This is a genomic window from Antricoccus suffuscus (assembly GCF_003003235.1).
In the GTDB taxonomy this organism is placed as follows: Bacteria; Actinomycetota; Actinomycetes; order Mycobacteriales; family Antricoccaceae; genus Antricoccus; species Antricoccus suffuscus.
In genome coordinates this window covers 58,910-79,190 of record NZ_PVUE01000004.1, presented here as the reverse complement: position 1 = coordinate 79,190, position 20,281 = coordinate 58,910, and the positions used below count along the sequence as shown (strand labels likewise).

Annotated in this window: 18 protein-coding genes and 2 tRNA genes; 4 read left to right on the top strand and 16 right to left on the bottom strand. The window is 64.2% G+C overall.

The features are described 5' to 3' along the window. Positions 1 to 68: 68 nt before the first annotated feature. From CLV47_RS06795 to lon, 10 genes are all read right to left on the bottom strand, one after another. Positions 69 to 1,994 (bottom strand): DUF11 domain-containing protein, encoded by a 1,926-nt coding sequence (locus CLV47_RS06795; protein ID WP_106348271.1) that lies wholly within the window; start codon positions 1,992 to 1,994, stop codon positions 69 to 71. A gap of 346 nt (positions 1,995 to 2,340) precedes the next feature. Then, positions 2,341 to 4,692, bottom strand: a complete 2,352-nt coding sequence (locus tag CLV47_RS06790; RefSeq protein ID WP_106348270.1) for a penicillin-binding protein — start codon at positions 4,690 to 4,692, stop codon at positions 2,341 to 2,343. A 117-nt stretch (positions 4,693 to 4,809) separates the two neighbouring features. Continuing rightward, positions 4,810 to 4,882: transfer RNA gene (locus CLV47_RS06785), tRNA-Ala, on the bottom strand. 39 nt (positions 4,883 to 4,921) lie between these two features. Continuing rightward, positions 4,922 to 5,053 carry a DLW-39 family protein gene (locus tag CLV47_RS22455; protein WP_238145264.1) on the bottom strand — a complete coding sequence of 44 codons (132 nt, stop codon included), beginning with the start codon at positions 5,051 to 5,053 and terminating at the stop codon, positions 4,922 to 4,924. 60 nt (positions 5,054 to 5,113) lie between these two features. Next, a tRNA-Ile gene (locus CLV47_RS06780) sits at positions 5,114 to 5,187 on the bottom strand. Positions 5,188 to 5,266: 79 nt separating this feature from the next. Beyond that, positions 5,267 to 5,980, bottom strand: a complete 714-nt coding sequence (locus CLV47_RS06775; RefSeq protein WP_106348269.1) for a DUF3566 domain-containing protein — start codon at positions 5,978 to 5,980, stop codon at positions 5,267 to 5,269. Further along, entirely contained in the window at positions 5,980 to 8,487 is a 2,508-nt protein-coding gene (gyrA, locus tag CLV47_RS06770; RefSeq protein ID WP_238145262.1) for a DNA gyrase subunit A, read from the bottom strand. The genes CLV47_RS06775 and gyrA overlap by 1 nt, the downstream gene beginning before the upstream one ends. 43 nt (positions 8,488 to 8,530) lie before the next feature. Beyond that, positions 8,531 to 10,498 (bottom strand): DNA topoisomerase (ATP-hydrolyzing) subunit B, encoded by a 1,968-nt coding sequence (gene gyrB, locus CLV47_RS06765; RefSeq protein WP_106348268.1) that lies wholly within the window; start codon positions 10,496 to 10,498, stop codon positions 8,531 to 8,533. Between the two features lie 371 nt (positions 10,499 to 10,869). Continuing rightward, positions 10,870 to 11,349 (bottom strand): DinB family protein, encoded by a 480-nt coding sequence (locus CLV47_RS06760; RefSeq protein WP_106348267.1) that lies wholly within the window; start codon positions 11,347 to 11,349, stop codon positions 10,870 to 10,872. A gap of 150 nt (positions 11,350 to 11,499) precedes the next feature. Then, positions 11,500 to 13,830 (bottom strand): endopeptidase La, encoded by a 2,331-nt coding sequence (gene lon / locus CLV47_RS06755; protein WP_106348266.1) that lies wholly within the window; start codon positions 13,828 to 13,830, stop codon positions 11,500 to 11,502. 221 nt (positions 13,831 to 14,051) lie between these two features. Between lon and CLV47_RS06750 the strand changes: the two genes are divergently transcribed. Continuing rightward, positions 14,052 to 14,474 (top strand): hypothetical protein, encoded by a 423-nt coding sequence (locus tag CLV47_RS06750; RefSeq protein ID WP_146135306.1) that lies wholly within the window; start codon positions 14,052 to 14,054, stop codon positions 14,472 to 14,474. Continuing rightward, a complete protein-coding gene (locus tag CLV47_RS06745) occupies positions 14,471 to 14,692 on the top strand; it encodes a helix-turn-helix transcriptional regulator (protein WP_106348264.1) in 222 nt (73 codons plus the stop codon). The genes CLV47_RS06750 and CLV47_RS06745 overlap by 4 nt, the downstream gene beginning before the upstream one ends. An 85-nt stretch (positions 14,693 to 14,777) precedes the next feature. Here the strand turns inward: CLV47_RS06745 and CLV47_RS06740 are convergent, their stop codons facing one another. The 4 genes from CLV47_RS06740 to CLV47_RS06720 form a co-directional block, all read right to left on the bottom strand. Then, positions 14,778 to 15,182, bottom strand: a complete 405-nt coding sequence (locus tag CLV47_RS06740) for a VOC family protein (RefSeq protein ID WP_106348263.1) — start codon at positions 15,180 to 15,182, stop codon at positions 14,778 to 14,780. A 373-nt stretch (positions 15,183 to 15,555) separates the two neighbouring features. Next, positions 15,556 to 15,984, bottom strand: a complete 429-nt coding sequence (locus CLV47_RS06735; RefSeq protein WP_170110986.1) for an EVE domain-containing protein — start codon at positions 15,982 to 15,984, stop codon at positions 15,556 to 15,558. A gap of 257 nt (positions 15,985 to 16,241) precedes the next feature. Then, complete coding sequence (locus CLV47_RS22595; RefSeq protein WP_272946786.1) at positions 16,242 to 16,376, bottom strand: hypothetical protein; 135 nt, start codon at positions 16,374 to 16,376, stop codon at positions 16,242 to 16,244. A 14-nt stretch (positions 16,377 to 16,390) separates the two neighbouring features. Beyond that, the gene (locus CLV47_RS06720) at positions 16,391 to 17,257 is read right to left on the bottom strand and encodes a class I SAM-dependent methyltransferase (protein WP_106348261.1); all 867 of its coding nucleotides are present in this window, start codon (positions 17,255 to 17,257) and stop codon (positions 16,391 to 16,393) included. Positions 17,258 to 17,681: 424 nt separating this feature from the next. Between CLV47_RS06720 and CLV47_RS06710 the strand changes: the two genes are divergently transcribed. Both CLV47_RS06710 and CLV47_RS06705 read left to right on the top strand, forming a co-directional pair. Continuing rightward, complete coding sequence (locus CLV47_RS06710) at positions 17,682 to 17,912, top strand: type II toxin-antitoxin system ParD family antitoxin (RefSeq protein WP_106348259.1); 231 nt, start codon at positions 17,682 to 17,684, stop codon at positions 17,910 to 17,912. 4 nt (positions 17,913 to 17,916) lie between these two features. After that, complete coding sequence (locus CLV47_RS06705) at positions 17,917 to 18,207, top strand: type II toxin-antitoxin system RelE/ParE family toxin (RefSeq protein ID WP_106348258.1); 291 nt, start codon at positions 17,917 to 17,919, stop codon at positions 18,205 to 18,207. Between the two features lie 193 nt (positions 18,208 to 18,400). Here CLV47_RS06705 and CLV47_RS06700 read toward each other — a convergent pair whose 3' ends face one another. Both CLV47_RS06700 and CLV47_RS06695 read right to left on the bottom strand, forming a co-directional pair. Beyond that, complete coding sequence (locus tag CLV47_RS06700; RefSeq protein ID WP_106348257.1) at positions 18,401 to 19,441, bottom strand: hypothetical protein; 1,041 nt, start codon at positions 19,439 to 19,441, stop codon at positions 18,401 to 18,403. Between the two features lie 2 nt (positions 19,442 to 19,443). Next, the gene (locus tag CLV47_RS06695; RefSeq protein ID WP_106348256.1) at positions 19,444 to 20,100 is read right to left on the bottom strand and encodes a TetR/AcrR family transcriptional regulator; all 657 of its coding nucleotides are present in this window, start codon (positions 20,098 to 20,100) and stop codon (positions 19,444 to 19,446) included. Between the last annotated feature and the right edge of the window lie 181 nt (positions 20,101 to 20,281).

Genomic DNA, 20,281 nt, shown 5'->3' with positions numbered 1-20,281 from the left:
GCACAGCAAAACGGGCCCGGCGCCCGATCACCCTAGGGAGATCGAACGCCGGACCCGCCTGCCGTTGGTCAGCGTCCGGTGCGACGCCGGCCGATTCCGACCAATGCGAAACCGAGGGCCAGCATCAGGCCGCCGAGTTCGACCAGCGGGAGCACGTCCGCGCCGGTGTAGGCAAGGTTCGCCCCGTGGTACGTCGGGCCGGCCTTCGTGACCTTGTCGGTCGACGCCGCCTGGACTGGTTCGGTGACCGCGACCGGCTCTATGACAATCGGGTCTTCGACAATCGGGTCTTCGGTCGGCGGAGTTTCGACCGGCGGATCGACTACCGGTGGATCGACTACCGATGGGTCCTCAACTGGCGGATCCACGGAGGGGTCCACCGGCGGCGTCGTACCCGTGACCGTCACCTCGGCAGCGTTGTCCACGCCGGCGACGGCCACGTCATCGGCCGAACCGCCCGCGCTGTTGAAGTAGGTGCCCGGTGTGCCCGAGACCTGTACGCCGAAGTGCATCGACAGCGAACCGCCCGCCGGTACCGTGAAGTTGCCGGTCCAGACCAGTTGGTTGCCGACGATCGTCGGGTCCGCGGTGGTCGCGCCACTCGACGAGCCCGGCACGTAAGTGAACCCGGCCGGCAATGTGTCGACGATGCTGGTCACGTTGATCGCCGTCTGGTTGGGGTTGCCGAAAGTGACCGTGTAGCCGTTCGAGCCACCGGCCTCGGTTGTCGGCGAGTCGGCCGTCTTGGCGGTCGAGATCGGTGCGACACCGAGCGGCGAGAAGATCGTCAGGTGTGCGCGCGTCGCTGACTCGCCCGGTGCGAGCACGATCGTCCAGCTCAGACCTGCGCCGTTGTCGATGTTGATGTCGCAAGACGCGCACTCATCGGGGAACGGCTGCTGGGTGCCGATGGCGGCCCACACAGCGCTATAGGACGATTGGATATAAGAACTTCCCGGCGACAGCGGGTAGAACTGCTCGATACGTTGTCCCGGACCACTGCCATCGTCGGCGGCGCCAACGCAGGTGACCGCACCGGTGACCGGGTCATAAGCGCCGTAGCCGTAGTCGGAGTTCTGCAGGTAGCAGTCGCCGGCCTTGTAGAGGACGATGGTGACCGTCGTCGTACCGTTGTTGGTGACCATCGTGTCGGTGCGGTATGACTCCTGTCCAACTATGTAGCTGTCGGTCTGCGTGATCCGCAGGGTCCCGGCGTCGGCGACCGTGGTCACCTTGTAGGGATCGACCGAGGTCCCGGCGCCCGTGCCGGTTTGGTCAACCGGCGTGAGTGCGACGTAGCCAGTTGCCCCGGTCGCGTTGCCACCCGCCGGCACGTACGCCGGACCGTACAGCGCGCCCTCACCGTTCGCGACGAACGTTCCGCAGGCAGTACCGCCGTAAAATTCGTCAGCCGTATCCGAGGAGTGGTTGACCGCGCAGTTGAGATCCGGGCTGATCACGATGTTGGTGAGCGGTCCGCCCGAGGTGATCTGACCGGGTACGACGGCCAGCGGTGCGATCAGGTCGTTAGCCGCGAGCACGGTCGGCTCGTCGACCGCCTGGGTGTCGATCGAAGTCCCGTCCGGCGCAACGTCTTCGCTCGGGCCGGTGGCTTCGGACGTATTGCCGGGCGTCGCGGCCGCGTCCGGTGCGTCCGTCGTATCCGTCGCGTCTGGTGCATCCGTCGCGTCTGGTGTGGACGGCTCGGATGGTGTGGACGGCTCGGATGGTGCGGATGACTCGGGCGTTGTGGTCGCTGTCGCCTGGGCCGGTGCGTCCGAGGCCTCCGCGGCCGGTGCCTCCGTGGCAGGTGCCTCCGTGGCAGGTGGTGGCGTGGCGAGCGGCACGGCCGCGCCTGTCGACGGGCTTGCAGGCGGTTCGGGCGCTGACGCCGTATCGCCGGCGTCGTCCGGAGCCGGTGGACTGTCCGCTATCGGGCTTGTGGACGGCTCGTCGGCCGATGCCGGCGCGGCGTACCCGATCGAAAATGCCATCGCTATGGCGAAGGCAAAGAAGACGGCGAATAGCCCGACTCGTTTTCTAGGCTTGTGATGAACAATCTGAGCATGTGCAGATAACACCGTGGCACCCCCGTGATCACGACTTCTCCAACAAACTTTTCAGTTGTCCGAGGAGAGTCTTACGTAGCTTCCCCGTTAGAATTCTGTCCTCGCACACAGGTGGTACATGGGTTTGAGGACCTCGTCAAATCCTCCAATAGTCCCGATGGCCAGTCAATACGCCGAAAGTCGGGTTTATGAAGTACACCTTTTGGCAGATGGCCAACCCACGGAACGACGCGTCACTGGTCCGCGCCGATGCACTATCTGCCGGGCGTCCTCATGGGGTACAGCCGGTTGTCGCCGGGTCCTGACCCTCGGCACAGGGTTGACCATTCGACGGCTTTCCCGTTGAAATGCTGTAGGTGACGACCGCACCGGGCGCGACGGGTTGCCCGACCGCGGGCGACTGGGCACCGACCCGTCCGGCCGGGACCGACTTGTTGTCCACCGGCACGCCACTGTCGGCGGCGGTGAGACCAGCCTTGGCCAGGGCAGACTTGCACTGCGCCGGGGTCTTGCCGACACAGTTGACCGGATTCTTGGCGGTATTGCCAGCAGCGACCTTCGGGTCCGCGGGCGGGAAGTTGACCATCGGGTAGCTGCCCAAGATGTTCTCCATCGCGAGCCGCCACATCGTCGCCGGGTAGCCGCCGCCGAACCCTTCCTCCGCGCCGGGCAGGCCGGGCATCGCCTCGCGGTGGAGTCCGTAGGCCATGACGGACGCGACGACCTGCGGTGTGTAGCCGATGAATGCGTACGACTCATTGCCCTGCGCGGTGCCGGTCTTGCCGGCGATCTGCCGACCATCACCTGTATAGGCGCGCCTACCCGTCTGGCCGGCGTGGCCGGGCATGACGTCCTTCAGCAGGATGTCGTTGATCGTGTCCGCGACGCCCGGCGGGATCGCGTTCGGCGTGCAGTTAGTGCCCGGCGTGAAATAGGGTGCCTTGGTCTTCGGGTCGACCAGTGGCTGGCCGTCCGGACCAAGGATATCCAGGACCGGCACCGGCTCGCACCGCGTGCCCCGGTTGGCGAGAGTCGCATAGGCGACCGCCAGCCGCAGCGGGTTAGCCGAACCCGGGCCCAGGGTGAACGACGCCTGCTGCTGTGCCTTCACTTGGTCGGCGATCGCGGTATCTCCGGGTGCCCACAGCCCCATCGCGGTCGCCACATCGACGATCGGGTCCATGCTGCCGATGTGGTCCTCGAGCCCGACGAAGTAGGTGTTCGCGGACTGGTAGAGCGCCTTCCAGAGCGGCAGGTTGTCCGCATACTTGCCGGCATTGCTGACCACGTACGGCTTGAGGCCATCCTTGAACTTCTTCGAGGTGTATGGCGCGTTGGCGCCGGTCACGAAGTTGATTCCGACACCCTGAGCGAGGGCGGTAACCGCAGGGAAGATCTTGTACGTCGAGCCAGCACCCTTGCCCGGCAGGCTGGGATAGTTCACCACGGTCTGGCTTATGTCGTTGGGATCGTTGCCGAACCTCTTATTCATCGCCAACGCGAGGATGTTGCCGTTGGTGGCATCGAGCACATCCATCATCGCCAACCGCTCGTCGGCAAGCCCGAAGACGCCGGCGTCCTTTGCCAGCGCTTCGCCCACGCCGAGGATGCCGTTGGTCGCCGCCTCCTGAAACGAAGGCTGGAACGTGGTCTTGATCGTCAGGCCGTCTTCCTTCAGGACCGCCGGCGGGATACCGAGCGTCTTAGTGAGATAGGTCCACAGGTAGTCGCAGAAGAATCCGCCCTGACTCGGCGCCTCCGAGCACGAGCGGCCAGGCTTAGCGCCCGGGTTGAGGACGATCGGCTTCTTCATCGCCTCTTCGCCCTCCGCGGCAGACAGCACGCCAGTGCTGATCATCGCGGAGAGCACGATGTCCCGGCGCTTCTTCGCGTCCTTGGGGTTGTTGAACGGGTTGAACTTGGTTGGAGTCTGGACCAGGCCCGCCAGCAACGCCGCCTGTTCGAGGGCGAGATCTGAAGGCTCCACACCGAAGTAGGTGATCGCGGCTGCCCGTACGCCATAAGCGCCCTGTCCCATGTTCATGAGGTTGAGGTACTTCTCCAGGATCTGGTCCTTGGACAGTTCCTTTTCCAGCTCGATAGCGATCTTCGCCTCGCGCAGTTTCCGGCCGATGGTCTGTTCGACCGCGGCCTGCTGCTCCGCCTGGGTCGACGCTTGGTAAAGGAGCGTGTTTTTCACCAGCTGCTGAGTGAGTGTCGACCCACCCTGCGATACGCCACCCGACAGCACGTTCTGCGCCAGTGCGCGGATCATCCCAGTCGTATCAAAGCCGTTGTGCTCGTAAAACCGCTTGTCCTCGATCGCCACGATCGCCTTGGGTATCCATGTGCCCATCTGGTCCAACGGAATCGGCGTGCGGTACTGGTTGTAGTAGCTGGTCAGCACGCTGCCGTCCACCGCGAGTACCGTGCTGACGGTCGTCGGCGTCTGGGCATTGAAATTCGTGGCCACGTCGGCCACCATTTTTGCCCCGCTCTTGGCTGCGATACCGGCACCGCCGATCACCGGGAAGAGCATCAGGGCGACGACCAGGCCGCCACAGGCGACGGCGACGACCAATTTCACCAGCGCTACTAGCTTGAACGACGAAGAGCCCGACATTCAGCCACGGTACGCGGAGTCTGTGCATTCGGCACCGAACCTGACCGAGTCCTCACACTACGACGCAACGGTCCGGGAAATAAAAGCACCCCGGCCTGCGAGGGACCGGGGTGTTTGTGGAGCCACGGGGAATCGAACCCCGGACCTCCTGCTTGCAAAGCAGGCGCTCTACCAATTGAGCTATGGCCCCGTGCTGTTCAGTTGTCGACGTACCGCGAGGTGTGCGGCGTTACTGCTTCGGCCGTAGATCCGGTGCCGTCGTAGCCTCGTGCCACAAGTCGGCCTCGGCCTTCGCGGCCTGCTGCTTGCGGACATACACGACGCCACCGAGTGCAGCGATTAAGAACAAAATCTTCTTCATTGCTACCACTCCAGTCGTTCTTAACGGCGTCGTCGTACGGCGAGATGCACCGATTCCGCGTGCGCCTGGGAAGAATCGAACTTCCGACCTCATCCTTATCAGGGATGCGCTCTAACCGACTGAGCTACAGGCGCGGGCTGCCGGTCGCCACGCGGATCATTTGAACCGTTCGATCCGCGAAACAGCAACCGGCAAATCTTACACCGATTGAGTTTAGCGACGTTCAGCCAGGGTGATCTCCAGGCCGCCGGCGAGATCGGCGCACAGATTGTAGATGTAGGCGCCGATCGTGGACAACGCCGTAAACAGCACGATGTTGACCGCGCCAATTAACGCCGCGCCGCCAAAGATGATCTTGGGAGAGACGACCGACCCAGAGCCCTTCGAGCCGAGTTCACTGAAGAGGCTGTCGATCGAGTCGAAGACACCCATGCCGGAAAGTACGCCGTACAAGATGCCGACCGCGACCATCCATACGAAGAAGAATGCGATCGCGAGGACCAGCGACAACTTCAATGTCGACCACGGATCAATGTGACGGATCTGCAGCTTCGCGCGACGCGGACCACGCGCCGACGGGCGTCGACCGGACTTGGTCTTCACCGCGCTCTGCGTGCTCGTCGCGGTCTGCGTGCCCGTCGCGCTCGAGCCGAGCCCGATCGACGTCGCCGGGCCAGGGTCCAACGCCGCGGACGTGGCCGGGGACTGCCCGTCGCTGCGTTCGGTACCGGCCGGATAGACCGAACCGGACGCCGGTTGGGAGATGTTGTTGGTGAACGACGACTTGTACTTCGACGCCGAGCTGGCAGGCGGGGCTGCGACTGTATCGTCGCTCCCCGCGCTGGACCCCTGCGATTTCGCCGCTGACTGTTTCGCGCCTACGGGCGCAGACAGCCAGTCGTCGGATCCAGCTTTGTTACTGCTCATCAGGTGCCTTGCTCCTCGGTTGACGCTGCCGCGTCTTCGGTGTTGCGGGCAATCGCAACAATAGTGACGTCTTCTGGCAGATTCATCAACTTTACGCCCATGGTTGCTCGGTCTTTGTTATGACGAACACCCTTCACTGGGGTCCGGATCACACCGCCGCTCGAGGTGATCGCGAACAGCTCATCGTCAAGATCGACCGCGAGCGCCCCGACCAGGTTGCCCTTGCGCGACTTGGAGTCGGCCGTCAGCACGCCCTTGCCGCCACGGCCCTGCAGTGGATAGTGCTCGATACCGGTCCGCTTGGCGTAGCCGTGCTCGGTCGCGACGAGTACGTCGACCCCTTCAGTGACGACAATCATCGCCAGCAACTCGTCGTCGTCACCGAAGCGCATACCGATGACGCCCGAGGTAGCCCGGCCCATAGGACGCAATGACTCGTCGGAAGCCGAGAAGCAGATCGACTGGGCCTTCTTGCTGACCAGCAGCAGGTTGTCATCGTCGTTAATCAGCTTTGCGCCGACGAGCTCATCGCCGTCGCGCAGGTTGATCGCAATGACACCGCCGGTGCGGTTGGAGTCGAAGTCCTCGAGGCGGGTCTTCTTGACCAGGCCGTTGCGGGTGGCCAGCACGAGGTAGGGCGCCGCGTCGTAGTTGCGGATCTTGATGACCTGGGCGATCGTCTCGTCCGGCTGGAACGCGAGGATGTTGGCGACGTGCTGGCCCTTGGCGTTGCGCGTCGACTCCGGCAGCTCGTAGGTCTTCGCTCGGTAGACGCGCCCCTTGTTAGTGAAGAAGAGGATCCATTCGTGCGTCGAGCCGATCCAGAAATGGTCCACGAGATCGTCCTGGCGCAGCGACGCTCCCTGGACCCCCTTGCCACCGCGACGCTGCGAGCGATAGAGGTCGCTGCGCGTGCGCTTGGCGTAGCCACTGCGGGTAACGGTGACGACTACTTCCTCATCGGGGATGAGGTCTTCCATCGACACCTCGCCGTCGTACCCGATGATCTTGGTACGCCGGTCGTCGCCGTACTTGTCGACGATCTCGGTGAGCTCGTCGACGACGATCTGACGCTGCCGCTCCTCAGAAGCCAAGATCGCCTCCAACTCGGCGATCTCCTTCTCGATCTCGGCGAGGGCGTCGATGATCTTCTGCCGTTCGAGGGCGGCAAGCCGGCGCAGCTGCATGTCCAGGATGGCAGTCGACTGAATCTCGTCGATCTCCAGCAACTCCATCAAGCCCGTGCGCGCCTCGTCGACGGTGGGGCTGCGCCGGATGAGCGCGATGACCTCGTCGAGGGCGTCGAGCGCCTTGACCAGCCCACGCAGGATGTGCGCGCGTTCTTCGGCCTTGCGCAACCGATAGCGGGTACGACGCTGGATAACGTCGATCTGGTGCGCGCAGTAGTACGAGATCAGCTGGTCGAGGCGCAGCGTGCGCGGTACGCCGTCGACGATCGCGAGCATGTTGACGCCGAACGTCGTCTGCAGCTGGGTGTGCTTAAAGAGGTTGTTGATGACGACCTTGGCGACCGCGTCACGCTTGAGCTTGATGACGATCCGCATGCCGATGCGGTCGGAGGTTTCGTCCGCGATATCGGAGATCCCGGCAAGCTTTCCGTCGCGTACCTGCATCGCGATGGACTCGCAGAGGTTGTCCGGGTTGACCTGGTAAGGCAGCTCGGTGATGACCAGGATGGTCCCACCCTTCTCACCTTCCTCGACGGTGATGACCGCACGCATCCGGATCGAGCCGCGACCGGTGCGGTAGGCGTCCTCAATACCGGCCCGACCGGCGATGAGACCGTAGGTCGGGAAGTCCGGACCCTTGATGAAGCCCATCGCCGACTCGAGGAGTTCCTCCTCAGTGGCGGTGGGGTTCTTCAGCGACCACACCACCGCGTCAGCGACCTCGCGCAGGTTTTGCGGCGGCATATTGGTGGCCATACCGACGGCGATCCCTGTGGAACCGTTGACCAGAAGGTTGGGGAACCGAGCCGGAAGTACGTCGGGCTCCTGGACCTTGCCGTCGTAGTTAGGCGAGAAGTCAACGGTCTCCTCGTCGATGCCGGCAAGCATCTCCAGCGCGAGCGGCGTCAGGCGGCTTTCGGTGTAACGCATGGCGGCGGCCGGATCGTTACCCGGTGAGCCGAAGTTGCCTTGACCGTCGACCAGTGGTGCACGCATCGACCACGGCTGGGCCAAGCGGACCAACGCGTCGTAGATCGCGCTGTCACCGTGTGGGTGGTAGTTACCCATCACCTCACCGACGACACGGGAACATTTCACGTGCGAGCGATCCGGGCGGAAGCCGGCGTCGTACATGCCGTAGAGGACGCGGCGGTGCACCGGCTTGAGGCCGTCGCGTACGTCGGGCAGCGCCCGCCCGACGATGACAGACATGGCGTAGTCGATGTAGCTGCGCTGCATCTCCGCCTGGATGTCGATCAGCTCGATACGCGAACCGTCGCTGGGCTCGTCCGGTGCCACCGGTGGTTTGACAGTCACTTGTGTTTATCTCCGTTAGTGCATAGCTGCAGTGTGAGGGACGTTAGATGTCGAGGAACCGGACGTCGCGGGCGTTGCGGGTGATGAAGTTGCGCCGGGACTCGACGTCATCGCCCATCAGCACGCTGAAGAGGTCATCTGCGGTCGCCGCGTCATCGAGGCTGACTTGCAGCAACATGCGGGTGGTCGGGTCCATGGTGGTCTCCCACAGTTCCTTGGCGTCCATCTCGCCAAGACCCTTGTAGCGCTGGATGCCCTCTTCCTTGGGCGGGCGCCGGCCGGCGTCGATGCCGGCCTGCAGCAGGCCGTCACGCTCCCGGTCGGTATAGGCGTATTGGTCGCCGGTCTTGCCGCCCCACTTGATCTTGAACAACGGCGGCTGAGCGAGGTAGACGTAGCCGGCCTCAATCAGCGGGCGCATAAACCGGAACAGGAAGGTCAGCAGCAGGGTGCGGATGTGCTGGCCGTCGACGTCGGCGTCGGCCATCAACACCAGCTTGTGATATCGAGCTTTCTCAATATCAAAGTCGTCGTGAATGCCGGCCCCCATGGCCGTAATCAACGACTGGACCTCGTTGTTTTTCATCGCGCGATCCAGGCGAGCCTTCTCTACGTTGATGATCTTGCCGCGAATGGGCAGGATCGCCTGGTAGAGCGAGTCACGGCCGGACCGGGCCGAGCCGCCGGCGGAGTCGCCCTCCACGATGAACAACTCCGACTTCGACGGGTCGTTGGAGCGGCAGTCCATCAGCTTGCCCGGCATATTGATGCCGTTCATCGCGGTCTTGCGACGGGCCAGCTTGCGGGCCTCCTGGGCGGCACGGCGAGCACGCGCCGCATCCGCCGATTTATTGATGATTGTCTTTGCTTCGCTGGGGTTGCGCTCAAACCAGTCGGTCAGCCAGTCGTTGCATAGTTTCTGCACGAAAGTCTTCGCCTCGGCGTTGCCGAGCTTGGTCTTCGTCTGACCCTCGAACTGTGGTTCGGACAGCTTGACCGACACTACGGCAGCAAGACCCTCGCGGATGTCGTCGCCGGAGAGCCGTTCGTCTTTGTCCTTGAGCACTCGCTTGTCGATGGCATAGCGGTTGACCACGGTGGTCAACGCCGACCGGAAGCCTTCCTCGTGGGTGCCACCCTCATGAGTGTTGATCGTGTTGGCGAAGGTGCGCACAGACTCACCGTACGACTCGTTCCACTGCATCGCGATCTCGCCGGAGATGCCCTTTTCTTCGGCGCCGAAGCTGATGATGGACTTGTGGATAGGGTTTTTGGACGAGTTGATGTGCTTGACGAAGTCTTCGAGCCCGCCGGGGTAACAGAATGTGACCTCTTCGGGCGTCTCATGCCGCTCGTCGCGTACGACGATGGTCAAGCCCTTGTTGAGGAAGGCCATTTCCTGCAGTCGACGGGTGATCGTCTCGAGGCTGTAGACGACCGCGTCAAAGATCGTCGGGTCGGCCCAGTAGGTGATTGTCGTGCCGGTGTCCTTGACCGCCGGACCCTTCTTCAGCGGCGCCGCCGGCTTGCTGTGCTCGTAGGTCTGCGTCCACTGGAAGCCGTTGCGGTGGATGTCGACATCGAGCCGCGTCGATAGCGCATTGACCACCGAAACGCCGACACCGTGCAGGCCACCAGAGACGGCGTACGAGTCGGAGTCAAACTTGCCGCCGGCGTGCAACACGGTGAGCACCAGCTCGACGGCCGGCATCGTCTGACCCTTGCCGACATTGACCGGGATGCCGCGACCATTGTCCTTGCAACGCACGCCGCCGTCGGCCATCAGCGTGACCTCGACCCGGTCGCAGTAGCCGGCGAGGGCCTCATCGACCGAGTTGTCGACGACCTCCCAGATCAAGTGGTGCAGGCCACGCTCGCCGGTCGATCCGATATACATACCCGGCCGTTTGCGGACCGCTTCGAGACCTTCCAGGACGGTGATCGAGTCTGCGCCGTATGCCTTCTTGGCCTTGCTATCGTTCGCGGGCTTCTCAGCCGGGTTTTCAGCCACTCGGGGATGCTGCCTTCCTGTTCGGACAGACACAGTTTCGCGTTATCGCGCAATGCCGGTCCCTGCTCTTCTCCGCACTCCTGATCCTCGGTCAGCCGGAATCTGCTTGACGGGGCCAGTAGTGAGGTAGGGCAGGGCTCTTAAAGTCCCGCAGCGGCGACCTCAGGGCGAAATCTGTCTGGTTGACCCTCTAATACTACGCCTAGATAGGGCTCAGACGCGGGATATGCACAGAGGCAACTAAGTGATTGACGCGTCCTGGGCGATTCTGTGCCGATTAGACGCCGGTTCGGGAGTGCTGCGGGGCGGTCGCGGGCCAGCATGGGACGCCACGGAACTTCGGCCGGATTTCATGTGCGCGCGCCTCGAATTCAGTTAGCGAGTATCTGTTCGCGCAAGATGTCGGCGTGACCGCAATGGTGGGCCAGTTCGCGCAACACCTGCAAGTACACCCAGCGCACCGTGCGGTCACCGCCACGATGTCCCGTCACAACAGCGTCCAGCGTGAGGTCGGCTACGGTACTCCGGGCTGTCGCGCACGCTGCCCTGTATGCGGCCGTCACGCTCGCGACGGTGTCGTCGTCAGCGAGCTGGAAGGACTCCTCCGGGCTGCGCACCAGTCCTAGTTCGAGCCGGGGTATACCCCCGATGCACTCCTCGAACCAGACTCGTTGCATCCACGTGACGTGCTTGAGCAAACCGAGCAGCGTCGTCGCCGACGGCACTAGCCGGCGACGGAGTTGCTCGTCCGACAGGCCATCGAGTCGGCGCTCGAAGGCACCGCGGTATTCCTCGACAAACGCCTCGAGCTGGGTGCGCTCGTCCTCGAGAAGCACGTCGAACGATCCCATCAAGACCTCCTATCAAGAGCGCCTCCGGCGACGGCTTGAGTCCGCGAGGCGCGAAATGCCCGTAATCTACGGGACCTAGATTACGGGCATTTCGGTTGACCGCGTCTCGGCGATATCCGGTGCGCGGTCTGTGCTCAGCGAACGAAGCGCTTAGGCAACGGCGTACTCCTGCTTCACCGCAGGCTCCAATGCGAGATTGACAAGTTCGGCCACGTCAGTCATCGGGCGTACGTCGATCACCTCGAGTACTTCGGCAGGTACGTCGTCGAGGTCAGGTTCGTTGCGCTTCGGCACGAACACGGTGGTCAGGTCCGCACGCTGGGCGGCAAGCAGTTTCTGCTTGAGCCCGCCAATCGGCAGTACCCGGCCGTTCAAGGTCACCTCGCCGGTCATCCCGACGTCCGAACGCACCGGCCGACCGGTCGCCATCGACGTCAAAGCCGTGACCATGGTGACACCCGCGGACGGCCCGTCCTTGGGTACGGCGCCCGCCGGGACGTGCACGTGAATGCTGCTGTCGAGCACGGATGGGTCAGTGATCCCCAACTGCTCTGCGTGGGCCCGCACATAGGACAGCGCGATCTGCGCCGACTCCTTCATCACGTCGCCGAGTTGGCCGGTCATCGTGAGCCCCGCTTTGCCAGGGACCGCGTTGGCCTCGATAAACAGCACGTCACCGCCGAGACCCGTCACCGCGAGACCGGTCGCGACACCGGGCACCGACGTACGCTCATGCGCCTCGGGTGTGAACCGTGGGCGTCCAAGGTAGTCGCGCAGGTTGTCCAGGTCGATGACCTGCTTGCCTTCGGACTCGTCTCCGGCGAGCTTCGTTGTCGCCTTGCGCAGCGCCTTGGCCAGCAGCCGTTCGAGCTGGCGTACGCCGGGTTCACGGGTGTAGTCCGCCGCGATCTCGCGCAGCGCCGCGTCGGTCAGCTCGACCTCGTCGGCGGTCAGCGCGGCCCGCTCCAGCTGCCGCGGCAGCAGGAAGTCGCGGGCGATCGCAATCTTGTCGTCCTCGGTGTAGCCGTCGAGGCTAACAATCTCCATCCGATCCAGCAGCGCCTGCGGAATCGAGTCGATGACGTTGGCGGTGGCCAGGAACAGTACGTCGGACAGGTCGAGGTCGACCTCGAGGTAGTGGTCGCGGAACGTGTGGTTCTGCGCCGGGTCCAGCACCTCGAGCAGCGCCGCCGCGGGATCGCCGCGGTAGTCCGAGCCGACCTTGTCGATCTCGTCGAGCAGTACGACGGGGTTCATCGAGCCCGCCTCGCTGATGGCCCGCACGATGCGACCCGGCAGCGCGCCGACGTACGTCCGGCGGTGCCCACGGATCTCGGCCTCGTCGCGGACGCCTCCGAGGGCTACTCGCACGAACTTGCGGCCGAGCGACCTGGCGACGCTCTCACCGAGCGACGTCTTTCCGACACCGGGCGGGCCTACGAGAGCCAGTACGGCGCCCGAACCACGCCCGCCAACGATTTCCATGCCGCGCTGAGCGCGACGGGCACGGACCGCGAGGTATTCCACGATCCGGTCCTTGACGTCCTCCAGGCCGTGATGGTCGGCGTCGAGTACGCCGCGTGCGGCGGTGATGTCCGAAGAGTCCTCGGTGCGCGTCGTCCACGGCAGGTCGAGGACGGTGTCCAGCCAGGTGCGAATCCAGCCCGCTTCGGGGCTCTGGTCGCTGCCGCGTTCGAGCTTGCCGACCTCGCGCAGCGCCGCCTTCCGGACGTCTTCTGGCAGGTCGGCGGCCTCTACGCGCGTGCGGTAGTCGTCCGCGCCGTCGGGTTCGTCTTCGCCGAGCTCCTTGCGGATCGCCGCGAGCTGCTGCTTGAGCAGGAACTCCCGCTGCGTCTTGTCCATGCCTTCGCGTACGTCGGTGGCGATCTTGTCGTTGACCTCGACCTCGGCGATGTGGTCCTTGGTCCAGGCGATCAGTTGAGTAAGCCGTTCGCTCACGTCAGGGGTTTCGAGCAACTGGCGCTTCTGCGCCGAGTCAAGGTACGGAGCGTAGCCGGCGAGATCGGCCAGCGCGGACGGGTCGGTGACCTTGTTGACGGTGTCGATCACCTGCCATGCGTCACGCCGTTGAAGTGTCGAGACGACCAGCGCCTTGTATTCGCTGGCCAGCGTCTTGACGGTCTCCTCTGGCTCGGCGTTCTCGATCTCTTCGGTCTCTACCCAGAGCGCCGTACCTGCACCGGGGACGCCGGATCCGATCTTGGCGCGGCTTTCGGCCTTGACCACGGCCGCCGGTTCTCCAGTGGCGAGGCGACCCTGTTGCACGATTGTCGCGACCACGCCGTACGACGGGTAGCGGTCCTCGAGTCGCGGCGCGACGAGGAGCTTGCCGTCCGAACTGTTCGCGGCGGTGTCGATCGCGGCCCGCGAGGCGTCGTCCAGCTCGATCGGGACGACCATACCGGGCAGTACGACGAGATCGTTCACGAAGAGTACGGGCAAAGGCGTTATAGTAGCCATCGTTGTACCTAACCTTCAAAGTTGAGTGTGAATGACTCAAGGCGTCCGGTGTCGGTTTTCTTCCCGCGTTCTCCCAGGGCGAACTTCCCGTCTTGTAGAACCCCGCGGCCGACGTGCGGGCTCGGCTCGGCATACCCGCACGCCCGCTCCGTCACGTCAGCTCGACTCCCGTCGTGACAAGGACGCTTGACATCAATTCGGTGAGCGTGCACAGTAGAACCATGACAAGCAACCTTGACACAACACGAGCGAGCAACGGCGATCGCACCAGAGCCAAACGGTTCATGACCGACTTCTTGCCCGCGATGGCGGCGTACGTCGTCATCCTCGTCGTTGTCGTTTTGTTCGGCGGCCTGGATGGCAACAGTCCGGCGCGGTTCGTCTGGGCAGTGCTACCGATCATCCCGCTCGCCTGGGTGATCTGGGCGATGGCACGCCACCTGCGGCGAATCGACGAACTCCAGAGCAGGCAGACCTACCAGGGGCTGAGCATCGGATTTGGTGCGGCCATGCTGGCCGCCGTCACGGCCGGTTTCCTCGGCATCGCCGGTCTCGACATGCGGCTCGGCGGCTGGGTCATCTTCGTCGTCGGCATGCTCGGCTGGGCGGTCGGTCAGGCAGTCCTCGCCGGCCGCAACGGATGAGAAACCACCTCCGCGCCCTGCGCGTCGCGCGCGGCTGGACGCAAGCGGTCCTCGCCGACGAACTCGACGTCTCGCGACAAACGATCAACGCGCTCGAGACCGGTCGATACGATCCGAGTCTTCCCCTGGCGTTCGCGTTGTCTCGGCTCTTTGAGCAACCGATCGAGTCGATCTTCGACCCCGAACCCGCCCGTCCGAACGTCCCTCAGGGACGGTAAACCCTCGGATAACGTCGAAGCCGCGTGCCATATCGCCACTTGAACATTCACCGAATGCGGGTCCCCTTCCGGCGCGGGAGGCAGGTTACTCGGCGGCGGCCGCGAGCTGCCAGTTGATGCCGAACCGGTCCTGGACCCACCCGAATGGACCGAATCCGTAGTCATCGATGGGCATGTGTGCCCTTCCGCCTTCGACCAGGGCGTTGAACAGCCGCTGCTGCTCGTCGGTCGATGGGCAGTCGATCCATACTGAGATAGCTGGGGTGAAGTCCCATTCGTGCCGGATTGGGCTGTCGCTGCAGCGGAACGTCAGGCCAGCGACTCTGAACTCGGCAATCACGATCGTGCCCTCGCCGCCAGGATCTCCGGGACCTCGACGCTGATCCGACAGCACCTCGCCGTCTTCGAAGAGTTCGACGTAGGCGCTCATCGCTTCCGAGGCACTCTGACCGCGGTCGGGTTGGAAGGTAAGGAATGGCGTGGCGTGCATGATGGATTCACCAATCTGCTGGGAACTGGGCCTGTGGTCAGGCTATCTTCGGCCCCGTCCGAATTCCTCGCCGCGACGGGTCCAGTCACGGACGCTCAGGCGGTGTGTGCCACAACACGGTCCTCAAACGGACGGCGTGATGGCAGGTCATGACGAGTGCACGTGACCTCAGTCCGCCGAGCCGGTCTCGAATGCATAAGCGTGATCAATACACGCACCAAGCCGGTCGAAGGGGGTGGCGACGCCGGTGACTCTGGTGAGCGTGGCAAGGCCGTTCTCGCGGTGGCCGGACGACCGCGAAATAGCCGTCCGCCATCGCCGCAGGACGAGGGCACCGATACCATATGTGCGACGTCAACCCTTGCCACTTCGGCTACCCGGGTGGTGTCGTCGGACCTTGCTCGGCGACCCGGCGCGCCACGAGATCCAAGAGAGCCTCGGCGTCCACCGCGTCAAGCTCGAAGAAGCCGAACCGTATCCGCGCGACGGGAAGATACTCGCGGATCAGCCCAAGTGGCAGCGGCTCAATCTCACGCAGCCTCGCCGCGCGACGGAAGCCGCCAGCGATCACCTCGCTGGGCTCGGGCTCGTCTCCGGTGACCTCGCCGATGATGGTGACCGCTTGCAGTGGCTCACCGTGGGGATAGGTAGTGCTCGGCGAGTAAATGAGGATGCCGTCGCCGGCCCTCATCCGGGCCAGCGGCGCCCGCTTGCCGTGGTTGGCCATCACGAAACCGCTACTTACGCCGCGCCTGGCGTGATCACGCGAGGCGACTATCACCCAATGCCGTCGAGATGTCATCACCGCAACGTAGTGCACGGCGCCGACACTCGATGAGATCCGAGCCATAGCCGGCGTTCGGCGACGTCGCGCGCTTGATCGTCCGCGGAACTTCTGATCGGACGACCGCCATAGGCTGACCGACGATGGCGCTGAGGTGGGACGCGACGATGACCGGGGGTGCTGCACCGGCCGTCCGGTCGACACGTCCGGGGACGTGGACTGCGCCGACCACTGCTCGATGGCCCGCTTCCCGAGTTTGGGTTGTACTTGCTCGGTCAGCCGCCGGCCCCTATTGCCAGGACGTTGAACAGCAAGCGACCGACGGCATCGGTCGGGTCGTAGACGGACCCACCGAGCGAGAGGCTGATCTGCCGGGCGATCAACTCGTCCGCGAAGGCGGATCGCGCCACCAGAAGCCGATCATCTACCGGGGCGAGTAGGTGGTGCCGATCGGAAGGTCCCACGTGCGGGAGGGCTTGCGGGCGATGAGCGCAGCAGTTTCGCCAGGCCAGTCCCAAAAGCGTCCCGTTTCCGTGCGGGCGATGAGCAGGCTCCGCAGATCGTCGACGAAGAGTCCGAGCCGGTCTCCGAAGAGGTGGGGAGCCGCGTACGACATCGATAGGTAGCCGGAGATGATGCCGTCGACGTCGCGAGTGACGTCGCGACGGCCGGGTGCATGGACAGTCGCCGGCTCCCCGAATCGTGTCTTGGCCAGCGAGACCTCCCAGGGCTCCGACGAACAGCTGCTGACGGGACGCAGGCCAGAGCGGCGATCCGGACCCAGGTACCGTGTGATCAGTTCCTGCACCTCCTGGTCGGGGATCGATGGATCACCGGTGCTCGTGGGTGCCGGACTGGCGTTGATGTCGTGGCTGACAAGCACGATCGCGCCGCCCGGCTCCAGGAGGTCATAGACAGTCTCGGCGACGGGAGTGCGAGAGACGCGGTGGAAAGACTGACCAAAGGTGACCACGCGCATCGGCGGGAGATCGAGCATGCCGATGTCCTCGGCTCTCGCCCGCCGCAGTTCGAGTGTCACAGCATGGGCTGTGGCGTGCCGGCGTGCTTCGGCGATCATGTCCGGGTCCGGATCGATCGCGGTCACCAGCTCGAACAGCGGCGCCAGCTGGACCGCCAGGACACCCGGCCCACATCCCACGTCGAGCAGGTGCCCGGAACCGTCGAGTTCCAACTCTCGAGCAACGACATCCGCGAGCTCGGCCGAGTACGGCGGCCGACCGATCAGGTAGTGCGGCGCGCTTCCAAGGTATTGACTTGGGTCGTAGTCCATAGATCAAGCCTCCCCGCTACGTGAGAAATCTGCGACCCCCGTGCGGACTCGACATTGAACCCGCCCGATCGCCCAACCAGTAGACGACGAGCGGATCCCACGGCCAGCGACTTGATCCGACAGGGGTTCCTCTCGCTGATCCAATAATCGTCAGGTCAGGCAGCCAGGTGTTGTCCATCAGGGTCCGTTGGGCGAGTTTGAGGTCGGCGACGTAGGCGACCCAGGCCGTGCCGCGGACATGCGGAACGGCGACATCGGGTACCTCGACGATGTCGCCGTATCGCCACGGAACACGCGGACACGGAAGGACCACCGCCTAGCAGCCATCCTCCACCCTGACAAGGTGATCGCCAACGCCGGAGTTGCCCGGCAGAGCTCGGCACAAGACGATGTCAGAATTACCAATGTTTGGTATTCTTAATCCATGGCTCAGAATACATCCATCAGCCTGGACGATCACTTCGCGGGCTTCCTGTCCCAGCAGGTGGCCGCCGGCCGCTACCGATCGGCCAGTGAGGTCGTGCGGGCGGGCCTCCGCCTGCTGGAGGACCGGGAGACGCACTTGGCAGCGCTGCGCTCTGCGCTGGAAGCTGGCGAGGTCAGCGGGCAACCGACACCATTCGACTTCGACGCCTTCATCGCAGCCAAGAAGTGAAGTAGTGAAGGCATACCGGCTCACTCCGGCTGCGCGCCACGACCTGTCAGGCATCTGGGACTACACGGCCGAACACTGGGATCAAGCCCAGGCCGAGAAATACGTCCTCGAGATCAAGGCCGCGATCGAGCGCATTGCCGCTGACCCCGAGCGAGGCCGTTCCTGCGACGAGATCCGCCGGAGCTACCGACGATACGGCATCGGCAGTCATCTGGTGTTCTACCGCGAGAGCACCGACACGGTCGACGTCATCCGGATCCTGCACCAGCGGATGGACCCGACGCGACACCTATAAGACTTGCCAACCTTTCTCTCACAGTGCTGCGCCTGTCCGATGAACGATCCTTGCGAGGGACGCGCTGAGCGATCACTGACCGGCGTCAGCGTCACCGCTCGTCGATCCGCGTGTGGTGACTTGGCGATTCTGGGGTTGTTGCGATGGTGATGCTGTCGCGTCAGGCACCTGCGGGGTTGGGGCGTGCATTGTTTCAGGCGCGACGGGTTCGGTCTGCGTATGTGGCGTAGGGGGCAGCGACTTCGTAGAACGCCTGCTTGGGTACTCGGATTGGTGGGTGTTGGAAGGAATCGTGGATCTTCACCAGGCCGAAAGAGCCGAGGTCCAGGTCGGTTTCGGGGTCGGGGCGGTGCGGGAACGTCCAGCCGGCGAAGGTGTGCCAGAACGCGCCGTGGAGTTCTTCGGTCTCGAATATGGCCAGTAGTTCCTTGGCATAGTTGGCCTGTTCGGCCTCGCTCCGCGCTGGCGGTGGCCGCTTGACAGTGGGTGCGGGTCCGTCGTCGATGATCATGAAGCCGGCGCCGCCTGCTTCGGCGGCACCTTGGTAGGTGCAGCAGCCGAACTCGCTGACCACGATCGGTTTGCCGAACTTGCCGTAACCACGCAACAGATCCCGGTAGGCGATCCTGTTGGTGCTGTCCCGGTACAGATCGACAGAGACGACATCGAACGGCGCCCAGTCGACCACTTCCCAAGGTGCGGACGCGTAGGTGACCGGCCCGGCGAAGCGGTCTTTGATCGCGGCGGCGACGCTAGCGAGTGTGGAGTTCAGCGCGTGTGGCAGCTGCTCGAACCGCGCGGACAGGTCAGGCACAGGTGTCGAGCCGGTCAGTGCGGATAGGCGTTCGTCGAGCGTTGCGCCGGGCAGGTAGCCAGCCGCGAACAGGCTCAGCTCGCAGCCGGCGACCATCGTTATCTGCCCGCCGGCCGAGCGGACGTCCTCGGCAATCCGGGCGGCCTCGGCTAGATATGCAACGATCTCGTCGCTGGCCAGGTCTGCCGGGTGCGGTGACAGCCACACGGCGAGCCCGGCGTCGAGCGCCGCCCTGGATGCCGCGCGTAGCCGGCCCGGGTCCGTTCCGGCGACGCGAACAGTGTTCGCATGCAGCGCGCCAGCGATGGTGGCCATGTCCGATTCCACGCTTGCCAGGTCGAACCGCGGGCGCGTCGTCTCGATGCCCCGGTCGGTGGCGTAGCGGTGGCCCACGTCGTAGTGCACCCCTCGGACGTCCATGATCAGTCGTCCCGCTTCGGGTAGCAGCGCTCGAGGCCGGCCGCGAGCTGGTCGAAGGCCACATCGATCTCGCCGGCAAGCGGCGCAGGGGTCGCGTCGGTGGGCTCCCCGGAGACGAACCACCGGTAGATGTGGGACTCGACCGCCAGGACAACCCCCATCGCCTGCGCCGCGGCTACCTCCGCCCTCCAGGTACCCGCGAGACCGGGATCTTCGCCCGACAACAATCCGGCCAGATCCTCGCGCTGCTGGTCGAAGAGGCGCTGCAGCCCGGCCCTCAACACCGGCGTGGACAGGATCAATCCCATGACGCGCCGCGTGCCCTGGACGTCGCCCTGGTCTGTGCGAGCGAAGCGTGCCGCGGTCTCATGGCAATGCGCCCGCAGCGCATCCACCAGTGATACGCCCGCGGCCCGTTGCCGAACGGTCTGGACAGGACCGTTGCCACGAACGCGCTCCAAGACGAGGTCCTCCTTCGTCGGAAAGTATGCGAACAACGTCGCCCTGCCGACCTCGGCCTCGTGCGCCACCTGCGTCATCGTCACCGCATCGAAACCCCGCGAGCAGAATAAGCCGATCGCAACCCGCGAGATCTGGGCCCGCGTCCGGGCCGCCTTGCGCTCCCGCAGCCCCTGCGTTGCCATCACCGAGCTAGCCATATCGAGTACAATATCAGACTTAGTCTCATCTTGGGTTATTCGCGATTCCGTGGCCGATCCGCGTCCGGCGGTTCGCGATCACTTCCGGCGGTTCGCGATCATAATTTGCGTGACCGAAATCGTTACAGTAGGACGATCCCGCTACGTCGACGCAAGCGATCTTGCTTGCTGTCCGATTCGT